The organism is Pseudomonas salmasensis (assembly GCF_014268375.2).
Classification (GTDB): domain Bacteria; phylum Pseudomonadota; class Gammaproteobacteria; order Pseudomonadales; family Pseudomonadaceae; genus Aquipseudomonas; species Aquipseudomonas salmasensis.
This window is the reverse complement of the sequence record NZ_CP077083.1, coordinates 3,220,911-3,240,048: the sequence shown is the minus strand read 5'-3', so window position 1 is coordinate 3,240,048 and position 19,138 is coordinate 3,220,911. Positions and strand designations below refer to the sequence as shown.

The following is a 19,138-nucleotide window of genomic DNA, read 5'->3' as shown; positions in this document are numbered from 1 at the left end:
ACAGAAAGTTTTGCCGGATCGGTTTATCGACGGTAAGTTGCGCGCCGGTTTTGTTGCCGGGCAACAACTTCAAGGCCCCAACTATTTAAGAGGACCTCCACTTGCCAATTTCTTTATTTCGCAAAGCCATGCTGGTGGGTGCAGGTATCACGCTGGCTGCCAGCGTGCAGGCCGCACCGACGGTGCATATTTATAACTGGTCGGATTACATCGGCCCCGACACCCTGGCCAACTTCGAAAAGGCCAGCGGTATCAAGCCCGTGTATGACGTGTTTGACTCCAACGAAACCCTGGAAGGCAAGTTGCTCGCCGGGCGCACCGGCTACGACGTGGTGGTGCCGTCCAACCATTTCCTGGGCAAGCAGATCAAGGCTGGAGCGTTCCAGAAGCTCGACAAGTCACTGCTGACAAACTACCCCAACCTCGACCCGGTACTGCTCAAGCGCCTGGAAAAGAACGACCCGGGCAACCAGTACGCTGTGCCGTACCTGTGGGGCACCAACGGCATTGGCTACAACGTCGACAAGGTCAAGCAAGTGCTGGGTGTCGACAAGATCGACTCCTGGGCCGTGTTGTTCGAACCGGAAAACATGAAGAAGCTGGCCACTTGCGGCGTGTCGTTCATGGATTCGGCCGATGAAATGCTGCCGGCGGTACTCAATTACATGGGCCTGGACCCCAACAGCACCAACCCGGCCGACTACAAGAAGGCCGAGGAAAAACTGCTGAAAGTGCGGCCCTACGTGACCTACTTCCATTCCTCCAAATACGTCTCGGACCTGGCCAACGGCAATATCTGCGTGGCGGCCGGTTTCTCCGGCGATGTGTTCCAGGCCAAGGCTCGCGCAGCAGAGGCGGGCAAAGGCGTGAACATCGCCTACACGATTCCCAAAGAAGGCGGCAACCTGTGGTTCGACGTGCTGGCGATTCCCAAGGATGCCAGCAACGTCAAGGAAGCCCACGCTTTCATCAACTATTTGCTGCAGCCTGAGGTGATCGCTCAGGTCAGCGATCAAGTCGGTTACGCCAACCCTAACCCAGGGGCGGACAAACTGATGGAGCAATCGATACGCACCGACGCAGCGGTTTACCCACCGCAGGCGGTTCTCGAGCGGACATTCGTCAACTTTGAGCTACCCCCGAAAGTGCAGCGTTTAATGACCCGTAGCTGGACCAAGGTCAAGACGGGCAAGTAAGGCTCAAACTATCCAAGGCTGGCCCGCATTGGGCTGGCTGCACAGTTTTTTTTGGGAGTTTCGTAAATGGCAGTTGCCTCCGGCGCCTATAAGAAAGCCCTCGAGGGCGACCAGACACCGAAAAAGGTGCTGGTCAAAATCGACCGGGTCACGAAGAAGTTCGACGAGACGATTGCCGTGGACGATGTGTCCCTGGAAATCAAGAAAGGCGAGATCTTCGCCTTGCTCGGCGGTTCGGGTTCGGGCAAATCCACCTTGCTGCGCATGCTTGCAGGTTTCGAGCGCCCAACCGAAGGTCGCATCTACCTCGACGGTGTGGACATCACTGACATGCCGCCCTACGAGCGGCCGATCAACATGATGTTCCAGTCCTACGCCTTGTTCCCGCACATGACCGTGGCGCAGAACATCGCCTTCGGCCTGCAACAGGACAAGATCCCCAAGGCCGAGGTCGACGCGCGCGTGGCCGAGATGCTCAAGCTGGTGCAGATGAGCCAGTACGCCAAGCGCAAGCCGCACCAGCTGTCCGGCGGCCAGCGCCAGCGTGTGGCGTTGGCCCGCTCCTTGGCCAAGCGCCCGAAACTGCTGTTGCTCGATGAGCCGATGGGCGCATTGGACAAGAAGCTGCGCTCGCAGATGCAACTGGAGTTGGTGGAGATCATCGAGCGCGTTGGGGTGACCTGTGTGATGGTGACCCACGATCAGGAAGAGGCCATGACCATGGCCGAACGCATCGCGATCATGCACCTGGGCTGGATCGCCCAGATCGGCAGCCCTATCGATATCTACGAAACCCCCACCAGCCGCCTGGTGTGCGAGTTCATTGGCAACGTCAACATCTTCGACACCCAAGTGGTGGACGACGCTGAAGGCCACGCGGTGCTCAAGTGCCCGGACCTGGACCGCGACATCTACGTGGGCTACGGCATCGCCACTTCGGTGGAAGACAAGTCGGTGACCTACGCCATTCGCCCGGAAAAGCTGTTGGTGACCACCGAAATGCCGACCTGCGAGCACAACTGGTCCAGCGGCAAGGTGCACGATATCGCCTACCTGGGCGGCCACTCGGTGTTCTACGTGGAGCTGCCGAGCGGCAAGCTGGTCCAGTCCTTCGTCGCCAACGCCGAACGCCGTGGCCAACGCCCAACCTGGGGTGACCAGGTTTACGTATGGTGGGAAGACGACAGCGGCGTGGTACTTCGCTCATGAACATGAAGAAATTCAAGCGGCGCTTGGATCGCATCGTGCCCAATGGCAAGCAGGTGGTCATCGGGATTCCCTTCCTCTGGCTGTTCCTGTTTTTTGCACTGCCGTTTTTCATCGTGCTGAAAATCAGCTTTGCCGAAGCCGATGTGGCGATCCCGCCCTATACCGAGATCTATACCTACGTTGAGCAAAAGCTGGAGGTGGTGCTGAACCTGGCCAACTACAGCTTGCTGGCGGGCGACGAGTTGTACATCGCCGCCTACCTGGGCTCGCTGAAGATGGCGTTTTTCAGCACGCTGCTGTGCCTGCTGATCGGCTACCCGATGGCCTACGCCATCGCCACCGCGCGCAAAGAGATGCAGACCGTGCTGGTGCTGCTGATCATGATGCCGACCTGGACCGCGATCCTGATCCGGGTGTATGCGTGGATGGGTATCCTCAGCAACAACGGCCTGCTCAATGGCTTCCTGATGTCCATGGGCTTGATCAACGAGCCGCTGCAGATCCTCAACACCAATATCGCGGTGTACATCGGCGTGGTCTATTCGTACCTGCCGTTCATGATCCTGCCGCTCTACGCCAACCTGGTGAAGCACGATCAGAGCCTGCTGGAAGCCGCTTCCGACCTGGGGTCGAGCACCTTCAACAGCTTCTGGAAAATCACCGTGCCGCTGTCCAAGAACGGCATCATCGCCGGTTGCATGCTGGTGTTTATCCCGGTGGTGGGCGAGTTCGTGATTCCTGAACTGCTCGGCGGCCCGGAAACCCTGATGATCGGTAAGGTGTTGTGGCAAGAGTTCTTCAACAACCGTGACTGGCCGGTGGCGTCTGCCCTGGCGGTGGTGATGCTGGCGATCCTGATCGTGCCGATCATCCTGTTCAACCGCAGCCAAGCCAAAGAGTTGGAGGGCAAGATATGAAGCGTTTTCGTTTCTCCAGCTTCATGCTGGTCGCAGGCTTGTTGTTCATCTACCTGCCGATGTTGATCCTGGTGATCTACTCGTTCAACGAATCCAAACTGGTGACGGTGTGGGGCGGTTGGTCAATCAAGTGGTACGTGGGCCTGTTGGACAACACCCAGTTGATGGGCTCGGTGGCCCGCTCCCTGGAAATCGCCTGCTACACGGCGGTGGCGGCGGTGGCGTTGGGCACGCTGGCGGCCTTCGTGCTGACGCGCATCAGCCAGTTCAAGGGCCGCACGCTGTTCGGCGGCCTGGTGACGGCGCCGTTGGTGATGCCAGAGGTGATCACCGGTCTGTCGCTGTTGCTGTTGTTCGTGGCCATGGCGCAGATGATCGGCTGGCCACAGGAACGCGGCATCGTCACTATCTGGATCGCCCATACAACCTTCTGTGCGGCGTATGTGGCGGTGGTGGTGTCGGCGCGCTTGCGTGAGCTGGACCTGTCGATCGAAGAAGCGGCGATGGATTTGGGCGCACGGCCGTGGAAGGTGTTCTTCCTGATCACCATCCCGATGATCGCGCCGTCGCTGGCTGCGGGCGGGATGATGTCCTTCGCGCTGTCCCTGGACGACCTGGTATTGGCCAGCTTCGTGTCGGGCCCCGGTTCCACCACTTTGCCGATGGAAGTGTTCTCGGCGGTGCGTCTTGGGGTTAAACCCGAGATCAACGCCGTGGCGAGCCTGATTCTGTTGGCGGTGTCGCTGGTGACCTTCCTGGTGTGGTTCTTCAGCCGTCGGGCCGAAGAGCATCGCAAGAAGGCCATTCAGCAGGCGATTGAAGAAGCCGCAGCGGATGGCTGGCAACAGCCGGACAAGCGCCGGGCGCCAGCGCCGGTCTAACTGCCGACGCGATCCACTGTAGGAGCGAGCTTGCTCGCGAAGAACGTTAACGATGACGCTGGGTACCTGACACCCAGCGGCGCTCTCAGGTTTTTCGCGAGCAAGCTCGCTCCTACAGTGGGCTTAGCTAGGCAGCCCACGGCGACGTACGAATCACTTGCACAAAGTTCATCGGCTTGAACCCAGGTTCCTGGTCCACCAGCACATCGGTCTTCACGTTGCCAAACGTGGTCTGTGGGCGATGGCGCAAGCCGTTGGCGAACGCGCAGATGATGCACTCCTTGAACCCTTCACCCCGTGGATGCGCATGCACCACCGCTTCGCGCTGTACGCTGCTGAACGCGGCGTAGTCCATGCCCAGCACGTCCATCTCCACACCGGCGGTCACCAGCGCTACGGTGGGGCGCAGGTGTTTGGGCACGCCCGGCGTGGTGTGCAGGGCAATGGACAACCACACTTGTTCGATATCGTCATCGCTCAACCCATAAGGCTTGAGGAATGCGGCGGCGGCGTTGGCGCCGTCCACTTCGAAACGCTCGTCGTCACTGCGGTGGCCTTCCACCAGGCCCAGGTCATGGAACATCGCGCCGACGTAGAGCAACTCCGGGTTGTAGGCCAATTGCTTGCGCTCACCGCTCAAGGCACCGAACAGAAAGACGCGGCGCGAATGGTGGTAGAGCAGGTCGGACTCGACGTCACGGATGTATTCGGTGGTGGCCCTGGCCAAGGCGCTGTCAGGGATCTGGATACCGGCTATGGTGGTGCTCATGGTGGATCTCCTCTGGAAAGATTCCAGTCTGGTCCCCTGACCCTGGAGCGGCTATCGCCACAGGGAGGCGATCCCGGCCAATGTGCCGCCACATCGCGCCAAGCCTATAGGCGATCCCCTGTGGGAGCTGGCTTGCCTGCGATAGCATCACCTCGGTGTACCTGAGGCACCGAGGCGTCTGCATCGCAGGCAAGCCAGCTCCCACAAGGGGTTTGTGTTTATTGAGTTGGAAAAGGTGTTTGTGAGTATGGGCAAAACCGTCGCCATCCTGATCTTCCCCGGTGTCCAGTCGCTGGACGTGACCGGGCCGATGGATGTGTTCTGCGAGGCCAACCGCTTCCTGGCGCCCGAGGATCACTATCGGCTGGAAGTACTCGGCTTCGGCCACGGCGCCATGGCAGCCTCCAACGGTTTGTCATTGCAGGCGCACAAGCACTACAGCGAAGCCCGGCAACCCTACGACCTGTTGCTGGTCGCCGGTGGCCCGCAGTTACCCTTCGAAGAGTTCGGCCCCGAGTTTGACGCCTGGCTGCGCGCGGCCGCCGCTAAGGCGCAGCGTTTTGGCTCGATCTGCAATGGCGCCTTCATGCTGGCCCGTGCAGGCTTGCTGGACGGCAAGACCGTCACTACCCACTGGAATGATGCCGCCAGCCTGGCACGCCTGTGCCCGTCGGCCCAGGTCGAAGCCGACCGTCTCTATGTGCAGGATGGCAACCTCTACACCTCCGCCGGGGTCACGGCGGGTATCGACCTGTCGTTGTACCTGCTGGCCCAGGATCACGGCCCGGAAGTCGCCCTGAGCGTGGCCAAGCGCCTGGTGGTGTTCACTCAGCGCTCGGGCGGGCAATCGCAGTTCAGCCCGTTCCTCACGCCCCATGCCGAAACCACCTCGGCGGTGGCACTGGTGCAGCTGTACGTGTTGGCCAACCTGACGGGAGACCTGACCATTGCCGACCTGGCCAAGGCGGCCAATATGAGTGCGCGCAATTTCTCCCGGGTGTTCGCCCGTGAAGCGCGGATTACGCCAGCGGAGTTTGTCGAGAGGGCGCGTGTGGATGCGGCGCGGGTGATGCTTGAAAGCAGCCACGCACCGCTTAAGACCGTGGCCTATCAATGCGGCTTTCGCGACGCCCAGCACATGCGCAGTGTGTTCAACCGCCGGCTGGGCGTCACGCCGCAACAGTTCAGGCTTAACTTTGCGGCGCCGGTTTGAGCGTATCGTAGGCTTCCAGGGCGCGCAGCGAGTAGATGTAGGCCGCGCCTGCATTCAGCGAGATCGCGGTGGCCAGCGTGGCCGCCACTTCTTCGCGGGTTGCCCCGGCCTTGATGGCCGCATCGGCATGTACGCCGATGCAACCGTCGCAGCGGGTGGTGATCGCCACGGCGATGGAAATCAGTTCACGGGTCTTGGCGTCGAGTACATTGTTTTCCTCGGCAGCTTCCCCCAGCGCCATGTAGGCTTTGACCATCTTCGGGTTGCTCTTGCCCAGTGAGCCAAAGGCTTTCTTCACGGTAGGCAGCAAGTCGGACCAGTTATTGAACATTGCAGTAACTCCTGAACAAATTGGGTGTGAAGCCAGTCTGTGCCGTTCAGGGCTGGGGCTATTGTTCAATCCGCTCATCTTTTTGACCGATACTCGCAAATGAATGCCATCGACACCCTTATCGCGCTGGCCAACCTGCGCGGCAGCCTGGATTTGCGTTGCCAGTTCCAAGGGGACTGGGCGTTGGACCACGCGCCGGAAAACCTCGGCGTGGCGCCTTATCACATCGTGCTCAGCGGCACCTGCCGCGCCGAGTTGTCTGGCGGGCAATATGTAACGTTGGAGGAGGGCGATATCCTGCTGATGCCCGGCGGTGCTACCCATTTGCTGCGCAGCCAGGGCGCGCGGATCCGCCCGATGCAGCCTCGCGTTATCGAAGGTGGTGCGCTGACCGTGCACCGTTTGGGCGGCGAACAGCCGGATGTGGATATGCTGTGTGGCAGCTTTCACTACAACCGCCAGTCGCTGTTGTTCGATGCGTTGCCGGACTATCTGGTGGTGTCCAGCCGCCAGTGGCAAGGCGATGGGCAATTGGCGGCGTTGATTGCGTTGCTGCGCAGTGAGGCGGACGGGCAGCAAGTGGGCGCCCGTTCGTTTATCAATGCGCTGTCTTCAGCCCTGTTCACCTTGATCCTGCGCAGTTGGTTGAGCGACCAGGCGCCAGTGGCGGGTACCTTCGCTTTGCTCGCTGACAAGCGCTTGAGCAAGGCCTGGCAAGCCATGCTGGCTGAACCTGGGTATGAGTGGACCATCGACAGCCTGGCGTTGGCGGCCAGCATGTCCCGCGCCACCTTTATGCGTGCGTTCGTCAAAGTGGCAGGCGTATCGCCCTGGGTGTTGCTCACCCAATTGCGCATGGAGAGGGCGTTCAACCTGCTGCGCCAGTCACGCCTGAGCCTGATCGATATCGCCGCCCAGGTGGGTTACCAATCCCAGGCGGCGTTCAGCAAGAAATTCAAGGACACCTACGGCCAAGCGCCAGGGCGCATGCGGGCAGGCTAGCCCCAATGCCTGTAGGAGCGAGCTTGCTCGCGAAAAACTTAACGACGCCGCGTTTATTCAGGTAGCACGCGTTATCGTTGACGTTTTTCGCGAGCAAGCTCGCTCCTACAGACAAGGGATCGAGTAGCTCAGTCGTTATCGGGCGGGCAGCAGTTTCAAGGTGCCGCGGGTATTGGCCGTCACTTCCTCGTCACTGAAATGCGCCTGCTCATACCCGCCCTCGATATAGCTCTGCGCCTGGTCGCCATAGTGCGCGTCAAACGGCACGCCGCTTTGCCCCACCGGGTTGATGGTGAGGGCGTGGGTCGGGTCGGCAAAGTCGATCAGGCGTCGTGTCGACGGGCCGTAGGTTACCGGCCAGGGCGCCGGGCCAATCGGGGCGGTCTGGTTGTTTGGCACTTCGTGGCTGCCCGGTGCCGGGAAGGGGCCGACGTTGAAGATTTTATCCAGCGGTTTTTGCAGGCCCAGCGGGTGGCCGTGGGTCAGGGTGTGCGCCTTGCCCCACTGCCACTGTGCCGGGTCATCGCCGAACGTAGCCTTGAGGTGGGCCAGGCTGTTGTCCCAGGCGAGCTTGACGGTGTCGGCGCGGTTGCCGTTCCACCAGGGTGAGTCTGCCGATGCGGCCAGGCGTGGCAAGGCGGCGTCGATCACGCGGGTGCCGAGCAAAGTCTTGAACAAGGCATCGCCGAGTTTGGGGTGAAAGGTCGCGTCGCTGAGGTTGAACAGCAACTGGTTGAACAGCGTGGCACTGGTGGAGTCCAGCGGGTAGTCACCTTTCCAGCTGGCAAGCTGTTCCACCAGTTTGAGTTGCGCCGGGTCCTTGACCACCTCGCGCAGCACCGGCAACAGCGGCGCCAGCACGCGCGGGCCATAGGCGGTGGTGGTGCCCAGTTGCAGGGCCTGGCTGTTGGTCACATCCCACTTCACGCTTGGGTCGCTCAACTGCGCGTTCAACTGCTGGCCACGGTCAGCCAGGTTGTAATAGCCGGGGATCGGCATGCCGGTGGGCGATGCCGGTTGGGCATTGGCGGACACCACGTAGCCGCGCGGCGGGTTTTCTTCCTGGGGGTTGGCACTGAAGGGGTAGAAACCCAGCTTGTCGGCCTGGGCGGTACTGCCGTCGAGGATGAACGCCGGGTTGACGCCAGCCGGGCGGATCGGCAACTGCGCCGCTGCCCACCAGCCGATATCGCCCTTGGCATTGGCCCACACGATGTTCAGGCCCGGCGCCGAGACCTTGGCGGACGCGGCACGCGCCTTGGCCAGGGTGTCGGCACGGTTGAGCTGATAGAAACCCTCGAGGATCGGGTTTTCGCTGTCGAGGAACGCCCACCACATGGCAATCGGTGTGCTGCCGGCGTTCTCACCGAGCACATCGTTGATGATCGGGCCGTGGGGCGAGCGGCGCAGGGTGAGGGTCACCGGCGCCTGGCCCTTGACCTGGATCTGCTGCTCGCTGCTGCTCATGTCCACCCATTGGTCGTGATACCAGACCTGGTTGGGGTTGTTTGGGTTGACCTTCTCGGCGACCAGGTCGAGGTCGTCGTTCTGGAACATGGTCAGGCTCCAGCCGAAGTCCAGGTTGTGCCCCAGGAACGCCACCGGTACCAGCGCGTTGTGGTAGCCGTACAACTCAAAGCCTGGCGCCGACAGCTGCGCCTCGTACCACACCGAAGGCACCGAAAAACGGATATGCGGATCACCCGCCAGCAACGGCTTGCCGCTTTGGGTATGGCTGCCGCTGACGGCCCAGGCATTGCTGCCTTCGAACTGCGGCAGGCCGTTGTCGGCCAGGGCCTGTTCGCTCAGGGCGGCGATGGCGCCAAGGGTCTGCCAATCGCTGGCCGCCAGGTTGAGGGCGCCCTTGGGTTGCCAGTCCAGATCAAAGACCTTCAAGTAATCGCTGCCCAGCCGGTCGCGCACATAGGTCAGCACCGGCTCGGTGCGAAAGGCCGCGGCAAAGCTGTAGGCCATGTACCCGGCGACGCTGATGCTGTCTTCGGCGGTAAACGGGCGCTTGGCGATGCCCAGCACATCGAACTCCATGGGGCTGGCGTGACTGTCCTGATACTGGTTGATCCCATCCAGGTAGGCTTGCAGGGCCTTGGACGAGGCTGAGCCAGGGTCCATGTGCTCCACGTAGCTTAAGGCACGCTCGCGAATGCGCAGGCTGCGAAACAGTTTGTCGGTCTCCAGCAGCTTGGGCCCCAGCACCTCGGCCAGTTCGCCACGGGCCAGGCGCCGCATGATCTCCATCTGGAACAGCCGGTCCTGGGCATGCACATAGCCCAGGGCGCGGTACAGGTCGGCTTCGTTTTCGGCACGGATATGCGGTACGCCACGGTCGTCGTAACGCACCGTGACCGAGCCTTGCAGGTGCGCCAGCGTCACCGTGCCCTGGCGCGTGGGTTGTTTGCTGTAGACGTACCAACCGGCGCCCAGGGCGACCAGCACAATCAGCACCGCAAAAACCTGCAAGACGCGCTTCATGAACATTCCTTACCAAAGTGGACGGACTACAGATCCTTAGGCCACGAACAATAGCAGCCTACCGCAAGGGTGTGAGTGGCATTCACTTCGCGTCCGGTTCCAAGGGCCTTGAGAATCGGCTCGATAAAGCTGTTGCTGGCGTTGCACGTGAGGCCTTCGCTATAGGGGCCGAAATACGCCAGTTTGCCGGTGCGATCCCAAATGCCCACGGCGGGGCTGGCGGGTATCTGGTCCGCGCCGGGCAGGGCATCAAGAATTTTCAGATGGCGCAGGTTCTCGGGCAACTGGCCGTGGCTGCCGGGTTTTTGCAGGGCATAGAACTCCACCCCCTGGGGCGCGTACTGCTCGATCAACTCGCCCAGGTGTTGCTGGTTACCCACATTGCACGGGCAGGCCGGGTCCCAGAAGTGCACCAGGCGAATCGGGCCTGGGCCGCTGAGGGCGGCGGGCAGTTGCAGCGCATCGCCGGAAAATACCGCGGTGTGTTCGCTGAAGGCGCGCAGATAGCGGCCCTGGAACCAGTCATAGGCCGCCCACAGCACCCCGGCGCAGATAACCAGGATCAGGCTGGCGAACAGGGCGTTACGGTAGGGCGGTCGCATTGGATGTATCCTCGCAGGTCGCGTAGCTTGCCATGCTTGTCCTGACAGATGAATATCGCAGCTCGATATTCATCTCCACCGCAAGTCTGGAAGCCTTTATGCCCGTCACCTTTGACCCTGATCATCTGCGCGAAAGCTTGCGCCCCCTGGTGGATGCGCAGCCGCTGTCAGCCGAGGCGAGGGTTTACCAGCGTTTCTACGGGCTCGACCTGGCCGCACGCCAGGTGCCGGCGGTGAGCCGCCTGGGGCGTTTTGAGGTGGATGGGTTTGAGGTGGTGGCCCAAGTGTGGTGGCCGCCTGCGCCGGTGGCGACGATGTTCCTGTTCCACGGGTTCTACGATCATATGGGCCTGTATCGCCACGTGGTGGATTGGGCGCTGGACCAGGGCTTCGTGGTGATCGCCTGCGACCTGCCGGGCCATGGCTTGTCCAGCGGCGCACGCGCCAGCATCGATGACTTTGCGGTGTACCAGAGCGTGGTGCAGGCGTTGTTCGTCGAGGCCAAGGCGCTGCAATTGCCGCAACCGTGGCACCTGTTCGGGCAAAGCACCGGCGGCGCCATTGTGGTGGACCACTTGCTCAACCACGGCGCCCAAAGCCCGGCCCAGGGCAAGACTTTCCTGCTGTCGCCGTTGGTTCGGCCGCGTGCATGGGGCTGGTCGCAGGTCAGCTATTACCTGCTGCGCCCATTCGTCAAAGGTATCGCCCGGCGTTTCAGCGATAACTCCAACGACCCCGCGTTCAAGCCCTTCCTTGAAGCCGACCCACTACAACCCCGCCAACTGCCTACCGCCTGGGTGGGGTCGCTGGCGCGCTGGATCAAACGCATCGAAGCCGCACCGCGCAGCCCCCGGCGCCCGGTGATCGTGCAGGGTGAGGAAGATATGACGGTGGACTGGCAGCACAATTTGCAGGTGTTGCGGGGTAAGTTCGACCAGCCTGAGGTGTTGATGCTCAAGCGGGGTCGGCATCATCTGGCCAATGAAATTGCGCAGATTCGCGATGAGTACTTCAGTTTTCTCACCCGCCACCTGAAATAACGCAATCCAAATGTGGGAGCTGGCTTGCCTGCGATAGCGGTGTAACTGACAGATCGCAATCGCAGGCAAGCCAGCTCCCACAGGGTTTACTGCGTCAGGCTTGAGGTGCTTTGGCCGACCGCCAGCCCTGCGCGAATGGCTGCAAGGGCGGCCTGGTAATACGCCTTGCCCTGCGGCGACTCGGCAAAGGTGGCGAACTCTTCCAGCTCCGGGTCGGACAAATCCCGGTAGACATACAGCAAGGTGTTGTTCAAATCCTTGTCGATCTGCTGCATCAACCGCTCGCGCTGGCCATTCAACATGCCTTGTGCCTGACCACCGCCGAGCAGGCCGGGGATCATCTGGCTCAAGCTGTCGGCCGCCACGCCAGCAATCGCCAGGCTGACCTCGGCACCGGCCTCGCGGGCGGGCAGGGCCTGGGCCAGGTGGCCGATGATCAGGCTGCGGGTGGCATCGGCTTCGAGTTTGGGCAGGCCCTGGGCGTTTTTCGCCAGTTGGTCGCGGCGCGTGGCCAGCAACTCGGCGGCGACGATCTTGCGGCCCAGGGGCGATTGGAAAAACGCCAAAGCAGGTTTCGGGTCGGGCAAGTGCTTGCGCAGTTGCGCCTCGGCACGCTGGTCCATGGCCTGGGCGGCAAAGCGTTTATTGCTGTTGTCCACCAGCGCCTGGTACACCACTGGCGGCAGGCTATTGCGGTAGCGCTGCTGGGCGGCACTGAGGGCGTCATTGAAGTGCGCACGTTGTTCGGCCCAGCCGGCGACCTTGTACAACTGGTCATGGCCGTCTGCCCAGGCGGGCAAAACGCAGAACATCAACACAGAAAAAAACAAACGACGCATAAGGACTCCTGTCAGTCGGCCACTATTGTCCGTGTCGGGCGTAGGATTTGTCGAGAAGTCCTATCAGTCACCTGACTAAAGTGTATTCAGACGCTCAACGGCGCTGTCGGATTTACAGGCGTATGGATACTATGCGCGCCATGCAAATACCCCTCGATCACCCGCTGCTGCAACGCATCGTCGACGACCTGGCCGAAAAAGGCTGGTCGCAGCAAAATGGCTTCCTGCCCCAGGCTCTGACCCTGGAGCTGGCGGCTGAGTGCCGTAAACGTGCGGCGCAGGGTGAGCTGGCACCGGCGGCGGTAGGGCGTGGGCCGGCCCAGGAGATTCGCGAAGGTATTCGCGGTGATCATATCCAGTGGCTGGAGGAGGGTGACGCGCCTATCTGCGACACCTACATGGGGGTGATGGACGGCCTGCGCCTGGCGATGAATCGCAGCCTGTTCCTGGGCCTGGAAGATTTCGAAAGCCACTTTGCGATGTACCCGCCGGGGGCGTTTTACCTCAAGCATGTGGACCGTTTTCGCGACGACGACCGGCGCATGGTCTCGGCGGTGATCTACTTGAACGATGCCTGGCTGCCCGAGCATGGCGGTCAACTGCGCATGTACCTCAAGGGCGGCGTCGAATATGACGTGGTGCCCACCGGGGGTTGCCTGGTGGTATTCCTGTCGGGCGAGGTGCCCCACGAAGTCCTGCCCGCTACGCGCGAACGCCTGTCCCTGACGGGCTGGTTTCGTCGGCGGGGCAACGAGCCGTTTTGAGCATGGAAAAGATGCTGGTCAGCCGCTGCCTGCTCGGGCACAAGGTGCGCTATGACGGCGGGGCCAGCGGCCCATTCGACCAACTGGCCGCGTGGCAAGCTGAAGGCCGCGTGGTTGCCATCTGCCCGGAAGTGGCGGGGGGCTTGCCCACACCGCGCCCGCCGGCCGAAATCCCCGGCGGGCAGGGTATCGACGTGTGGGAAGGCCGCGCCCAGGTGCTGACCGACGAGGGCGAAGACTTTAGCAACGCCTTCCTCGACGGCGCCCGCCAAGCTTTGGCGCTGGTGCAACGCCATCACATCCGCATCGCCATTCTCAAGGCCAACAGCCCGTCCTGCGGCAACCTGTTGACCTATGACGGCACCTTCAGTGGGGTGAAGGTGCGTGGCGAAGGCGTCACGGCAGCGTTGCTCAAGCGCCATGGTGTGCAGGTGTTCAGTGAGCTGCAGTTGCCTGAGGCGGCGGTGGCTCTCACGCAGCTTTAGCAACTTGCATAGATCAAATGTGGCAGCTGGCTTGCCTGCGATGACGGCCTGCCAGCCGACGCCAATCTAGCTGACACCGCACGATCCAACTGTGGGAGCGGGCTTGCTCGCGAAGGCAGCCTGGCAGGTGACACAGTTGGATTGTGTGCATATCCATTGCTGCGGTAACGGCCACTTAGGGTTCCGCCCTGACGGCGGCTCACTTTTGAAAAGAGCCCAAAAGTAAGCAAAACGCTCTTGCCCCACCACTCGGCACCTCGCTTAGGCTCGGTGTGCCCGTAATCCGCCAGTGATTTGGGGGGCCGCCGCCACGCGCCATCCATGGCGCGGGGCGGCTAAACCGGCATCCCTGCCGGTTTACCCCCCAAATCCCTGTCGAATTCCGGCCAGCGTGGTTTAACGGGGCGCCTGAGATCAAAAGCAGATCAAGATCAAGAGCGGCTCGCTTCGCATCGTGGTTACCGTCTGCTGCTACAGCCCAAAAGTTGTGTAGATACCTATGCTGCGATAGCGGCATATCAGTGACACTTCAGGTGCTGATACACCGCTATCGCAGGCAAGCCAGCTCCCACATTTACTGCATCTCGAACCACTTCTTTGTCAGCGCCTTTAACCGGCCATCGTCCGTCACCCGCTTCAACGCCCCATTCAAACTGCTTTTGAACGCGGGGTTGCCTTTTTGGAACGGGATCGCCAATACCGGCTTCTGATGATAAGCCTCACTGAAATCGAAACGATCCTCAAGCTCGGCAGTCATAGCGATATGGTTAATGGCCACGTCGTACTTGCCGGTTTCCACGCCGGACAGCAGGTCAGTGTTATCGGTGGTGATAAACGAGGAGCGCACCTCCATTTCCTTGGCCAGCAGTTCACCCAGCTCCACTTCAAAGCCGGCGAGTTTGTCGCCCTCTTTGAAATTGTACGGCGGGGTGTTGGCTTCCAGGGCGATGCGCAGTTCACCGCGATCGTTGACGTCGTCAATCAGTTCGGCATGGGCCAAGGGGCTCAGAAGAGCAAGCAACAGCAATAGGCCAGGCGAAAAGCGCATGGTCACTCCTAAAGAATTCGTACAGGCGAGGCGCCGTTGAGCATCGTTTTGTTATGGTGTCGGGTGCCTTGGACCGCAATTTATCGCGAAGTTGTCATAACCCTACAGATTTCACCGAAAAACTGGAGAAGCGAATGAAAGCCCTTTTGTCCCGTGCAACGATTGCCAGCCTTTTGCTGGGTACCTCGCTGTTGGCCAGCGCCGCAGACCTTCCTCGTACGCCTGCACCTGCAGGTGCCGAAGTGTTTATTGTCTCGCCGCAAGATGGCGCCACCGTCGGCCAAACCTTCACCGTCAAGTTCGGGGTCAAGAAGCTGGACCTGGAGCCGATCGACAAGCAAGTGCCTAACGCCGGTCACCACCACCTGCTGGTAGACCAGGAAGTGGGGGCGCTCAACGCCAACGAGGCAATCCCGGCCACGCCTACCTCGATTCACTTCGGCAAGGCGCAAACCGAAACCGAGCTGACCCTGACGCCAGGCAAGCACACCCTGCAACTGGTGGCCGGCGACAACGTGCATCGCCAGTTCGAGCCCACAGTCGCTTCGAAAGTGATCACCGTTAACGTCAAATAAAAAAACGGGAGCCCTTTGCGGGGCTCCCGTTTTTTATTGGTAGGAGCGAGCTTGCTCGCGAAATCCCAAGGGCGCCGCGTTTAAACAGGTTAAACGCGTCATCGTTGACGTTCTTCGCGAGCAAGCTCGCTCCTACTAGAACAACACGCGGCTACGAATAGTGCCGTTGATGTGCTGCAGCTTCTCTTGCGCCAGGTCCGAGTACTCGGCGTCGACGTCGATCACCACGTAGCCGACCTTCTCGTTGGTCTGCAGGAACTGACCGGAGATGTTGATGCCGTTTTCCGCGAAGACCTTGTTGATCTCCATCATCACGCCAGGGATGTTCTGGTGGATGTGCAGCAGACGGTGCTTGCCCGGGTGAGCCGGCAGGGCCACTTCCGGGAAGTTGACCGACGATACCGAGGTACCGTTGTCGCTGTACTTGACCAGTTTTTCCGAGACTTCCAGGCCGATGTTGGCTTGGGCTTCAGCGGTGGAGCCGCCGATGTGCGGGGTCAGGATCACGTTGTCCAGGCCACGCAGCGGGCTTTCGAAGATGTCATCGTTGGAGCGTGGCTCCACCGGGAACACGTCGATGGCAGCGCCGATCAGGTGCTTGTCCTTGATCGCGTCGGCCAGGGCATCCAGCTCAACCACGGTGCCGCGAGCGGCGTTGATCAGGATCCCGCCTTTCTTGATCGCGCGGATTTCCTTCTCACCGATCATCCACTGAGTCTCGGCCGTTTCCGGAACGTGCAGGGTGACGATGTCGGACATGCCCAGCAGCTCGGTCAGGCTGGCCACTTGGGTGGCGTTGCCCAATGGCAGCTTGGTCAGGGTGTCGTAGAAGAACACCTGCATGCCCAGGCCTTCAGCCAATACCGACAATTGCGTGCCGATCGAGCCGTAGCCGACGATACCCAGCTTCTTGCCGCGGATTTCGAAGGAGTTGGCCGCGCTCTTGATCCAGCCGCCACGGTGGCAGGAAGCGTTCTTCTCAGGGATACCGCGCAGCAGCAGGATGGCCTCGGCCAGCACCAGCTCCGCTACGGAACGGGTGTTGGAGTACGGTGCATTGAACACCGCGATGCCGCGCTCGCGCGCTGCATTGAGGTCGACCTGGTTGGTGCCGATGCAGAAACAGCCGACAGCCACGAGTTTCTTGGCGTGGTCGAAGATCTCTTCGGTCAGCTGAGTGCGGGAGCGAATGCCGATAAAGTGCGCGTCGGCGATCTTTTCCTTGAGCTGGGCTTCCGGCAGAGAACTGGTGATGTACTCAATGCTGGTGTACCCGGCGGCTTTCAGAACGTCGACAGCCGATGGGTGGACGCCTTCCAGAAGAAGGAACTTGATCTTGCTCTTATCGAGAGAAGTCTTGCTCATCTGCGTAAACCTGTATCCCGGAGAAAATTGGCAGGGAGTCGAGCAGCGCAAGCTGACCCGGACGGCAGGAAAGCCGTCACCGCAGAAACGCCCTTTGGGTCTGTCCTGCGGGGGCGGTATGCTAGCATACGCACCCCGCTAAACACCTATTCCTGCGACGTGAAGCGTTCTCAGGATGACCATGAATTGTTCGAGAGTTCTGTCGATGACCCATCCTGCCCTGATTGATGAGCTAAAGACCCTGGTTGAGCCCGGCAAAGTGCTGACCGACGCCGACTCCCTGGAGGCTTACGGCAAGGATTGGACCAAGCATTTCGCCCCCGCACCTACCGCCATCGTGTTCCCCAAGACCACCGAGCAGGTGCAGGCCATCGTACGCTGGGCCAATGAACACAAGGTGGCGCTGGTGCCGTCGGGTGGGCGCACGGGCTTGTCGGCGGCTGCCGTTGCCGCCAATGGCGAAGTGGTGGTGTCGTTCGACTATATGAACCAGATCCTCGACGTGAACCTCACCGACCGCACCGCCGTGTGCCAGCCGGGTGTGGTCACCAAGCAACTGCAGAATGTCGCAGAAGAAAACGGCCTGTATTACCCGGTGGATTTCGCCTCGTCCGGTTCCAGCCAGATTGGCGGCAACATCGGCACCAATGCCGGTGGGATCAAGGTGATTCGCTACGGTATGACCCGCAACTGGGTGGCCGGCATGAAAGTCGTCACCGGTAAAGGCGATGTGCTGGAGCTGAACCGCGACCTGATCAAGAACGCCACCGGTTACGACATGCGCCAGCTGTTTATCGGCGCCGAGGGCACCCTGGGCTTTGTGGTCGAAGCCACCATGCGCCTGGACCGTGCGCCAAAGAACCTCACGGCCATGGTGCTCGGCACGACTGATTTCGACTCGATCATGCCAGTGCTGCACGCCTTCCAGAGCAAGCTGGACCTGACCGCCTTCGAGTTCTTCTCCGACAAGGCCCTGGCCAAAGTCCTCGGCCGTGGCGATGTGCCGGCACCGTTCGAAACCGAGTGCCCGTTCTACGCGTTGCTGGAATTCGAAGCCACCACCGAAGAAGTCGCCAACCACGCCCTGGAAACCTTCGAGCATTGTGTGGAACAGGGCTGGGTGCTGGATGGCGTGATGAGCCAGAGCGAAACCCAACTGCACAACCTGTGGAAGCTGCGCGAGTACATCTCCGAAACCATTTCCCACTGGACGCCGTACAAGAACGACATCTCAGTGACCGTTTCGAAAGTGCCGGCCTTCTTGAGCGAAATTGACGCGATCGTCGGCGAACACTACCCAGACTTCGAAATTGTCTGGTTCGGCCATATCGGTGACGGCAACTTGCACCTGAACATCCTCAAGCCGGAAAACCTGAGCAAGGATGAGTTCTTCGCCAAGTGCGCCACCGTGAACAAGTGGGTATTCGAGACCGTCGCCAAGTACAACGGCTCGATCTCCGCCGAGCATGGCGTGGGCATGACCAAGCGCGATTACCTGACCTACAGCCGTTCACCGGTTGAAATCGAATACATGAAGGCCGTCAAAGCCGTGTTCGACCCTAACGGGATCATGAACCCCGGCAAGATCTTCGCTGTTTAATCGCACCTGAAGGAGTCGTTCCATGAGCTACCAGCACAAGTATGTCGACGGCACCAACATCCACTTCCCGGTGGGCAAAGTGGTGTGCATCGGGCGTAACTACGCCGAACACGCCAAGGAACTGGACAATCCGGTGCCCACCGAGCCGCTGCTGTTCATCAAGCCGGGCAGCTGCGTGGTGCCGTTGGAAGGCGGTTTTGCCATACCGACCGAACGCGGGTCGGTGCACTACGAAGCGGAAATCGCCGTATTGATCGGCAAGCCTTTGTCCGCCAAGCCGAGCCGGGAAGAAGTGCTGGACGCCATCTCCGGCTTCGCCCCGGCCCTGGACCTGACCCTGCGCGACAAACAGGCCGAGCTCAAAGCCAAGGGCTTGCCGTGGGAAATCGCCAAGTCGTTCGATGGCGCGGCGGTGATTGCGCCCTTCGTGGTCAGCAGTACCTTTGCCGACGTGACCGATATCGGCATTCGCCTGAGCATCAACGGCCAAGTGCGCCAGGACGGCAACAGCGCGCAGATGCTCAACCCGATTGTGCCGATGATCCAGTACATGGCGGGTTGCTTCTCCCTGCAAGCGGGCGACGTGATCCTGACCGGCACCCCGGCGGGCGTTGGCCCGTTGAATGTGGGGGATGAAGTGGTGTTGGAGCTGGCGGGTGTGAATCGCTTCGAAAGCGTCGTGCGCTAAATCATTGCCAAACTGCGTTCAAACTGTGGGAGCGGGCTTGCCCGCGATGGCGGTGTGACAGTCACTGAATAGTTGACTGAACGCCCTCAATCGCGGGCAAGCCCGCTCCCACAGTTGTTTGTGT

Annotated in this window: 19 protein-coding genes; 12 read left to right on the top strand and 7 right to left on the bottom strand. The window is 60.9% G+C overall.

Annotated features, from left to right (window positions below; all coding sequences use genetic code 11):
- The first annotated feature begins 101 nt into the window (after nt 1-101).
- The 4 genes from HU731_RS14580 (at nt 102) to HU731_RS14565 (ending at nt 4,203) form a co-directional block, all read left to right on the top strand.
- Nucleotides 102-1,196 carry a polyamine ABC transporter substrate-binding protein gene (locus HU731_RS14580; RefSeq protein ID WP_186609558.1) on the top strand — a complete coding sequence of 365 codons (1,095 nt, stop codon included), beginning with the start codon at nt 102-104 and terminating at the stop codon, nt 1,194-1,196.
- Between the two features lie 66 nt (nt 1,197-1,262).
- Complete coding sequence (locus tag HU731_RS14575) at nt 1,263-2,405, top strand: ABC transporter ATP-binding protein (RefSeq protein WP_003195240.1); 1,143 nt, start codon at nt 1,263-1,265, stop codon at nt 2,403-2,405.
- Nucleotides 2,402-3,322: an ABC transporter permease subunit gene (locus HU731_RS14570; protein WP_003195238.1), complete on the top strand. Its 921-nt coding sequence runs from the start codon at nt 2,402-2,404 to the stop codon at nt 3,320-3,322. The genes HU731_RS14575 and HU731_RS14570 overlap by 4 nt, the downstream gene beginning before the upstream one ends.
- A complete protein-coding gene (locus HU731_RS14565; protein ID WP_003195236.1) occupies nt 3,319-4,203 on the top strand; it encodes an ABC transporter permease subunit in 885 nt (294 codons plus the stop codon). Before HU731_RS14570 ends, HU731_RS14565 begins: the two co-directional genes overlap by 4 nt.
- A 127-nt stretch (nt 4,204-4,330) precedes the next feature.
- Here HU731_RS14565 and HU731_RS14560 read toward each other — a convergent pair whose 3' ends face one another.
- Nucleotides 4,331-4,972, bottom strand: a complete 642-nt coding sequence (locus HU731_RS14560; protein ID WP_186609556.1) for an HD domain-containing protein — start codon at nt 4,970-4,972, stop codon at nt 4,331-4,333.
- Between the two features lie 247 nt (nt 4,973-5,219).
- Between HU731_RS14560 and HU731_RS14555 the strand changes: the two genes are divergently transcribed.
- The gene (locus HU731_RS14555) at nt 5,220-6,185 is read left to right on the top strand and encodes a GlxA family transcriptional regulator (protein WP_186609554.1); all 966 of its coding nucleotides are present in this window, start codon (nt 5,220-5,222) and stop codon (nt 6,183-6,185) included.
- On the opposite strand, the gene HU731_RS14550 is transcribed toward HU731_RS14555, so the two are convergent.
- Nucleotides 6,163-6,516: a carboxymuconolactone decarboxylase family protein gene (locus HU731_RS14550; protein WP_034128991.1), complete on the bottom strand. Its 354-nt coding sequence runs from the start codon at nt 6,514-6,516 to the stop codon at nt 6,163-6,165. The two genes, HU731_RS14555 and HU731_RS14550, sit on opposite strands and share 23 nt — an antisense overlap.
- Before the next feature lie 99 nt (nt 6,517-6,615).
- On the opposite strand from HU731_RS14550, the gene HU731_RS14545 reads away from it, so the two are divergent.
- A complete protein-coding gene (locus HU731_RS14545; protein WP_186609552.1) occupies nt 6,616-7,518 on the top strand; it encodes an AraC family transcriptional regulator in 903 nt (300 codons plus the stop codon).
- Nucleotides 7,519-7,653: 135 nt separating this feature from the next.
- Here the strand turns inward: HU731_RS14545 and HU731_RS14540 are convergent, their stop codons facing one another.
- Together HU731_RS14540 and HU731_RS14535 are read right to left on the bottom strand one after the other, a co-directional pair.
- Nucleotides 7,654-10,008, bottom strand: a complete 2,355-nt coding sequence (locus tag HU731_RS14540; RefSeq protein WP_186609602.1) for a penicillin acylase family protein — start codon at nt 10,006-10,008, stop codon at nt 7,654-7,656.
- A gap of 26 nt (nt 10,009-10,034) precedes the next feature.
- The gene (locus tag HU731_RS14535) at nt 10,035-10,610 is read right to left on the bottom strand and encodes a DUF6436 domain-containing protein (protein ID WP_186609604.1); all 576 of its coding nucleotides are present in this window, start codon (nt 10,608-10,610) and stop codon (nt 10,035-10,037) included.
- A 98-nt stretch (nt 10,611-10,708) separates the two neighbouring features.
- On the opposite strand from HU731_RS14535, the gene bipL reads away from it, so the two are divergent.
- Nucleotides 10,709-11,650 (top strand): phospholipase BipL, encoded by a 942-nt coding sequence (bipL, locus tag HU731_RS14530; protein WP_186609605.1) that lies wholly within the window; start codon nt 10,709-10,711, stop codon nt 11,648-11,650.
- 86 nt (nt 11,651-11,736) lie between these two features.
- Here the strand turns inward: bipL and HU731_RS14525 are convergent, their stop codons facing one another.
- Nucleotides 11,737-12,489 carry a DUF2059 domain-containing protein gene (locus HU731_RS14525; protein ID WP_186609606.1) on the bottom strand — a complete coding sequence of 251 codons (753 nt, stop codon included), beginning with the start codon at nt 12,487-12,489 and terminating at the stop codon, nt 11,737-11,739.
- A 131-nt stretch (nt 12,490-12,620) separates the two neighbouring features.
- On the opposite strand from HU731_RS14525, the gene HU731_RS14520 reads away from it, so the two are divergent.
- Together HU731_RS14520 and HU731_RS14515 are read left to right on the top strand one after the other, a co-directional pair.
- Complete coding sequence (locus HU731_RS14520; RefSeq protein ID WP_003195222.1) at nt 12,621-13,253, top strand: 2OG-Fe(II) oxygenase; 633 nt, start codon at nt 12,621-12,623, stop codon at nt 13,251-13,253.
- Between the two features lie 2 nt (nt 13,254-13,255).
- Nucleotides 13,256-13,738 carry a 2-thiouracil desulfurase family protein gene (locus HU731_RS14515; RefSeq protein ID WP_186609607.1) on the top strand — a complete coding sequence of 161 codons (483 nt, stop codon included), beginning with the start codon at nt 13,256-13,258 and terminating at the stop codon, nt 13,736-13,738.
- Between the two features lie 574 nt (nt 13,739-14,312).
- Here the strand turns inward: HU731_RS14515 and HU731_RS14510 are convergent.
- Entirely contained in the window at nt 14,313-14,786 is a 474-nt protein-coding gene (locus tag HU731_RS14510) for a transporter substrate-binding domain-containing protein (RefSeq protein ID WP_186607206.1), read from the bottom strand.
- Nucleotides 14,787-14,920: 134 nt separating this feature from the next.
- Between HU731_RS14510 and HU731_RS14505 the strand changes: the two genes are divergently transcribed.
- Nucleotides 14,921-15,361, top strand: a complete 441-nt coding sequence (locus HU731_RS14505) for a DUF4399 domain-containing protein (protein ID WP_186607207.1) — start codon at nt 14,921-14,923, stop codon at nt 15,359-15,361.
- Nucleotides 15,362-15,496: 135 nt separating this feature from the next.
- Here the strand turns inward: HU731_RS14505 and serA are convergent, their stop codons facing one another.
- Nucleotides 15,497-16,726 carry a phosphoglycerate dehydrogenase gene (serA, locus tag HU731_RS14500; RefSeq protein WP_003195214.1) on the bottom strand — a complete coding sequence of 410 codons (1,230 nt, stop codon included), beginning with the start codon at nt 16,724-16,726 and terminating at the stop codon, nt 15,497-15,499.
- 205 nt (nt 16,727-16,931) lie between these two features.
- Here serA and HU731_RS14495 point away from each other — a divergent pair, with 205 nt between their 5' ends.
- Complete coding sequence (locus HU731_RS14495) at nt 16,932-18,326, top strand: D-2-hydroxyglutarate dehydrogenase (RefSeq protein ID WP_003195210.1); 1,395 nt, start codon at nt 16,932-16,934, stop codon at nt 18,324-18,326.
- A gap of 22 nt (nt 18,327-18,348) precedes the next feature.
- Nucleotides 18,349-19,014, top strand: a complete 666-nt coding sequence (locus tag HU731_RS14490; protein ID WP_032894647.1) for a fumarylacetoacetate hydrolase family protein — start codon at nt 18,349-18,351, stop codon at nt 19,012-19,014.
- The last annotated feature ends 124 nt before the right edge of the window (nt 19,015-19,138 follow it).